This is a genomic window from Saccharicrinis sp. GN24d3, from assembly GCF_052400645.1.
Taxonomy (GTDB): Bacteria; Bacteroidota; Bacteroidia; order Bacteroidales; family Marinilabiliaceae; genus Saccharicrinis.
In genome coordinates, this window is the sequence record NZ_JBQTGI010000032.1 from 1 (window position 1) to 5,508 (window position 5,508).

The window sequence follows — 5,508 nt, forward strand, 5'->3', positions numbered from 1 at the left end:
TTTATTCTTGTGGAAGTTTTTTGAACAGGCTTTATTTTAAGATCTTCTTTGATATACTCGATATACCTATAGTAGCTGGCTTTGCTTATTTTTAGCAGTTTGAGTATATCAGAAACCTTATGTTCTCCTTTTTCATGCAAGTTATAGGCTGCTAAGGCTTTTATCCTGTTCTCTTTTGAAAGGCCTGGTTTTCGTCCTCCAACCCGTCCTTTCTCTCTTGCTGCTTTAAGGCCTGCCATTGTTCGTTCCCTGATTAGTTCTCTTTCAAACTCTGCAAAGCTTGCAAATATATTAAAGGTCAGCCTTCCTTGTGCTGTTGTAGTATCAATACTATCATTCAGACTTACAAATTCAACACCTTTATCCCTGAATGATGTTACCAGATCAATGAGATGTCGTAAAGATCTACCAAGCCTGTCAAGCTTCCATACAACAACAACATCTCCATCGCGAAGATGATCTAACATCTTTTCTAATTCTGGTCGTTCTTTTACCGCACTTTTTGTCTCTTTGAATATCTTTTCACAACCATATTTTTCTAATGCTTCAATTTGAAGCTCTAATTTCTGGTCTCTTGTTGAAACTCTAGCATATCCAATTTTTATATTTTTTCAATTCTAAAAAGGTTCATTTAAACGTTAATTTCTGAGACTAATTAATGTTACGAGTTTCTGGAACCATTTCAAAGAATTAATGGAACTTTTGGGAATTATTCATCAAACCCGATATATATGAAACATACATGGTAATTGGTAATAAACACACAAAAGGATAGCCTGAACTTGATTCGGGAATTAATAAGGAAAAAACTCTGCGCCCCTGCCTGTGGCAGACAGGTAAGTGTCACCGTGTACGTTGGTCTATTATCTATCAGGCTCTTGTATAATTTTAAACAGATAAAATATAATTTTGATATATAGCTAATGACAACTCTATTAAAAGCTAAACAAGCTGAGTAAACCAGCTTTTAAACTCAGCGGCTTTGTTTTTACTGACATAAACTGTTTCAGGTGTCTTGATCCGTAACTTCACCTGTAAACGGTTGTCATAGCGTATCAAAATTTCTTCTATGCATTCGCGGGATAGGATAAACTGCTTATTGGCCCGGATGAAATCTTTGGGGTTGAGATCGTGAAAGATTTGTTCCAGGGTTTTACCATAGGGGTAGTGTTGCCCATTCGTTAGATATATTTCAGTGGTTTTATCAGTTGTGTAAAAGCAACTGACGTCTTTTATGTCAATAGGAATCAGTTTGTTGTTATCCCGGACGAGCATTTTGCCAATATAGGAATAAGGAGGTTTAAGGAATTGTTGATTTGTGATGTATTTTAATTCTTCACCAGGGCTAAGTTTTTTAAATTTTTGGATTGCACGACTTAATTCTTCCTCTTTAAGTGGTTTCAGCAGGTAGTCAATGCTGTTCACCTTAAAAGCATCAATGGCATAGTTATCAAAGGCAGTTGTAAAAATAACTGGAATCTCCAGGGTAATGTGCTGAAAGATAGCAAAGGCATTGCCGTCGGACAGGTGAATGTCCATAAATATTAAATCTGGTGTATCCTTTGTATTGAACCAATTGATTGTTTGCTGGATGCTTTCCGTATTACCAAGGATTACAATGGATGGATCAGTTTTTTTGAGTATTTCGGCCAGGTTTTCATAGGCTACTGTTTCATCTTCAACAATTAATACTTTCATATACTCTAATTAGTATCAAGATAAAAGTATCAAGACAAATGATTACGTACTAAGAAACATATAGTCTCCGAGTTTTTAATCATCCTCTTGTATGTTAATACCTAATCAAGATAGATTTATCTGTTTAAAATTAACAAAATACGGATAACAAGTGTAAATGGCAATTATGAACCACCCTCTTACGCAGGAGGGGTTTTGTGCCCAATTCTTTGCTCCGGCCATGCCGGTTTCATTGACTTAATGCTTTAGAGGTAAAGTGACGGTAAAGGTATGGCCATCATCCGTCACTACAATTTTTTTATTCATCAGTATTTGAAAGCGGTTTTCCAGATTTTTAAGTCCGGTACCATTGGTTTTATCCGCCAATAATTTCGGATATATCGGATTGCTGATTACCAGTTCATTGTCTTTGTTTAAAACGATGTTAACCACCATTCTGTGCTCACTGTCAATAGTGTTATGTACCACCACGTTATCGATTATCGGCAAGATGGATAAACTCGGTAGTTTTAAACTTTTTCCGTCTTCAGCTATATTTATTTGAAAATCCAGTTTGTTTGCAAAACGTACTTCCATCAAATACCGGAATGAAGATACAAATTCAAGCTCTTCAGCCAACGTAATCAGACCTTTATTTTCACTGTTTAAGATATATCTGAACATATCGGATAGTTTATTAACGAATTCAATCGTCTTTTCATCATTCTTTTTTCGTACCAGTGCGGTGATACTATTCAACGAATTGAAGAAAAAATGCGGATTAATCTGATTGGATAAAGCGTTGCATCGGCTTTTCAGGTTTTCTATTTTCAGTTGCTCTATTTCCTGCTCTGTCTTGCGCTGATCTTTATACATGTGATAAACATGGCCAATAAAAGAGGCCAGCATGCAGATGAAAAAGAACTGAAAAATCAGTATGCTGCCGAAGCAATCCACGAATGTACAATAGGAATAAGAGATGAGCACATAGCCCAAATACGAAATGGCACATACAGCCAGGTTAAGCATTAATCGTCTTCCAAAAATGGGCGTAGGTATCTTTTTCAGGTTTAGATGAAAGAGAATACCTGCCAGTACGGTGAAAAATACATAGCGGATAATCGAAAAGTTAATATGCTTTGTTCGTTCAATGCCCTCCAGGTAACTCAGCTTCCAGGGAAGCTGAGTAAAATTTGGATAGGTGATGAGCAAGGCGCCAAGCAAGCTAATCAGGATAAGCTTATACGGATTATATTTTTGTAAAAATTCCATTGTTAAAGACGCTTAATGTTTTGGTTTATTTGCTGATGGAGTAGGCCATCAAAGCGTTTCCGTGACGGATATATAGAATACCGTCGTTAATCACAGGGTGTGCCCAGAAAGGACCTTCACCTTTTGTGATTTTAAACTCGCTCTTCACTTCGAACTTTTCCGGTGTAACTGGCACCAATCCCACATAACCTCTTTTTTCATCAAAGCAGTACAACATGCCGTCGGCGGTAATAACAGAGCCTTTGCCTTTGCCTTCCCAAGTGGTTTCGTACTTTGTTTCGCCACTTTCCCAGTCAACGGCCACCCAGTTACCGGTGGCATTACTCAACCAGTTAGATCCGTAAATGGTCTGATCTACTACCACAAATCCGCCGTGGTGGGTATCCAAATCACTGTTCTTCCATAGTTTGGTGACTGATTTACAGTTATCACTTAACTTCAGCATATATGCATTCAGATTGTAGCCATTACACATGAAAATCTGACCATCCCTGTACAACGGTGTGTTCGTGGCCGTTTTACCGGATCCTCTTGATTTTTTGTCCTCGCCCCAGTCCTCAAATGACCACATCATCTCCCCGTTGTCTGGATCGACACCGAAAATGCTTTCACCTACAATGCCGATGATCTGTTTAATGCCTTTGTATTCAATTAATAAAGGCGATACGTAGTTGGTGGTGCCGGTGAGTGTATCACTTTTCCAGATAAGGTCTCCATTTTTGCGGTTCAGGGCAATCATGGATGCTTTTTCTCCTCCCGGACAGAAGATAACCTTGTCGTCGTATACAAGGGGGGCTTCGGCAATACCAAATCGGTTAGGCTTTGCACCGTATTCTGCGATCCCGTCCACTTTCCAAATGATATCTCCCTTTTTGGTGCCGATGCAAACCACTTCTCCCATACCGCTGACCATATAGGCTTTGTTGCCTACTATGGTAGGTGTGGTTCTCGTATCCGGGTACGACCTGTTCCATGGATTGGCGTATTCTGTTTCGTAGATTTTTTCACCTTCCAATGAGTAGGCTGAGAAAGTTTCTTTTGTCTCGTCCTCATTCATTCCGGTGATGTATAAACGGTTATCCACAATAACCGGACTGGACCACCCTTTACCGGCATCCATGGTTTCCCATAATAATTCAGGGCCTTCCATTCCCCATTCCTTTAGTAATTTCGTGTCCGGATATACCCCGTCACGATTAGGGCCGCGCCAGCCATACTGATCTTGTGCGTTTATGTTCTGGATGGCCAGACAAGTAATTATAATAGCTAAAAAGCTGAATTTTAATGTGTTTATTCTTTTCATTGTCTTTATAGTTAGTCGTTAATAATTATATTTTTATAGAGCTCTTGCAGTTTGTGGCCCAGTGTTTTATCGTTATAAAGTCTGGTGGCTTTGTTCTTCGCTTTTAAAACTGCATCCTGATAGAGTTGATCATCGTTCATGAATTTTTCCAGTGCATTGGCCAGTTGTTCATAAGTATTTGGTGAGTATAAGATACCTGCTTCATCAATGATCTCCGGAAAAGAGCCAGTCGCTGGAGCCACTGCAGGAACTCCTGACGCAAAGGCTTCACAGATGTATAAACCCACACCTTCTTCAAAGGTCAGGGGAACGGAGATAACAGAAATAGAACTGTAAAAAGAGGCATGATCGGCCATTGAATAATCCTCCATGAACTCCACGTCATACATTACCGGAGCCAGAATTTGCCTGACCTCTTTCACAAATTTCTTGTCATGATCGGTATACCCTCCGCCGATTTTTAGTTTTAGACCTGGAATGCTGTCTTTCTTTTTCAGGTTTACAAAAGCCTTTGCCAAAATATCCAGTCCGTTTTCTTTGTTAAGGCGGTAATAATAACCGATCACTTTATCTCCGATGGCCTTCGATTCCTTGTAATTGTCCGTGTTAATACCCGGATAAACCACTTCTATATCTTTCGCATCCGGCAGTCTTTCTTCTGCGATTCCTTTATAAAAGTTACTTGTGGTCACCAACTGATCCACGTAACGCAGGTTCTCATTAATACTGTCCCAGGCCGTACGGGCATATTTTTCCTTCATACTGTCTAACCACACTTCTTCGTCCTGCAGCGAGCATACCACAGGAGTATTTATTTTTTCTTTGATGGCCTTTGCAATGCCGATAAGTAGAGAGCTTGAAAGGTGAATAATGTCCGGCTTTTCATCCTGGTTTAACCAGTTAATCATTCGCTCCACTTCTTTTTGAAAAACCATATCTTCCCCGTGTATCATAGAAAGGGTCATGCTCTCCATGCCTTTGGCAGAAGTGGTGCCCGACATGGATGAAGCCATTTTTAACATGGATTCTGACCCCGTCAATCGCTCCAGCCATGAAGGCATACTTACACGTTTGAATAATTTCTGCGCTAGATAAAAGGTTGTGGCAGGAAAGAAGATAGGACTTTTCGTTTGGAAGCTGTGCTTATTAAGGGGCAGGTACAAAGGCACCACAATTACCTCATGGCCTTGTTTTTGAAGCGCCGAAGCCTGCAAGTTATCGCGCATGCAATTGCCGCAATAAAATGAATCACCAAC

General features: G+C 39.7%; 5 protein-coding genes. All 5 read right to left on the reverse strand.

Annotation, left to right across the window (positions count from 1 at the left end; all coding sequences use genetic code 11):
• On the reverse strand, positions 1–605 hold a 605-nt coding region (locus ACT29I_RS23065; protein WP_430936344.1), incomplete at its 3' end, for a recombinase family protein.
• Between the two features lie 337 nt (positions 606–942).
• Entirely contained in the window at positions 943–1,698 is a 756-nt protein-coding gene (locus ACT29I_RS23070) for a LytR/AlgR family response regulator transcription factor (protein WP_430936282.1), read from the reverse strand.
• A 237-nt stretch (positions 1,699–1,935) separates the two neighbouring features.
• Entirely contained in the window at positions 1,936–2,949 is a 1,014-nt protein-coding gene (locus ACT29I_RS23075; protein WP_430936284.1) for a sensor histidine kinase, read from the reverse strand.
• Positions 2,950–2,974: 25 nt separating this feature from the next.
• Complete coding sequence (locus ACT29I_RS23080; protein ID WP_430936286.1) at positions 2,975–4,252, reverse strand: outer membrane protein assembly factor BamB family protein; 1,278 nt, start codon at positions 4,250–4,252, stop codon at positions 2,975–2,977.
• A gap of 11 nt (positions 4,253–4,263) precedes the next feature.
• Positions 4,264–5,508 (reverse strand): glycosyltransferase family 4 protein (locus ACT29I_RS23085; RefSeq protein ID WP_444794525.1); only part of this gene is annotated, 1,245 nt, incomplete at its 5' end.

Bases quoted from the DNA above. Each gene is read 5' to 3' on its own strand.
- ACT29I_RS23070 (WP_430936282.1), bottom strand. From the start codon at position 1,698: ATGAAAGTATTAATTGTTGAAGATGAAACAGTAGCCTATGAAAACCTG.
- ACT29I_RS23080 (WP_430936286.1), bottom strand. From the start codon at position 4,252: ATGAAAAGAATAAACACATTAAAATTCAGCTTTTTAGCTATTATAATT.
- ACT29I_RS23075 (WP_430936284.1), bottom strand. From the start codon at position 2,949: ATGGAATTTTTACAAAAATATAATCCGTATAAGCTTATCCTGATTAGC.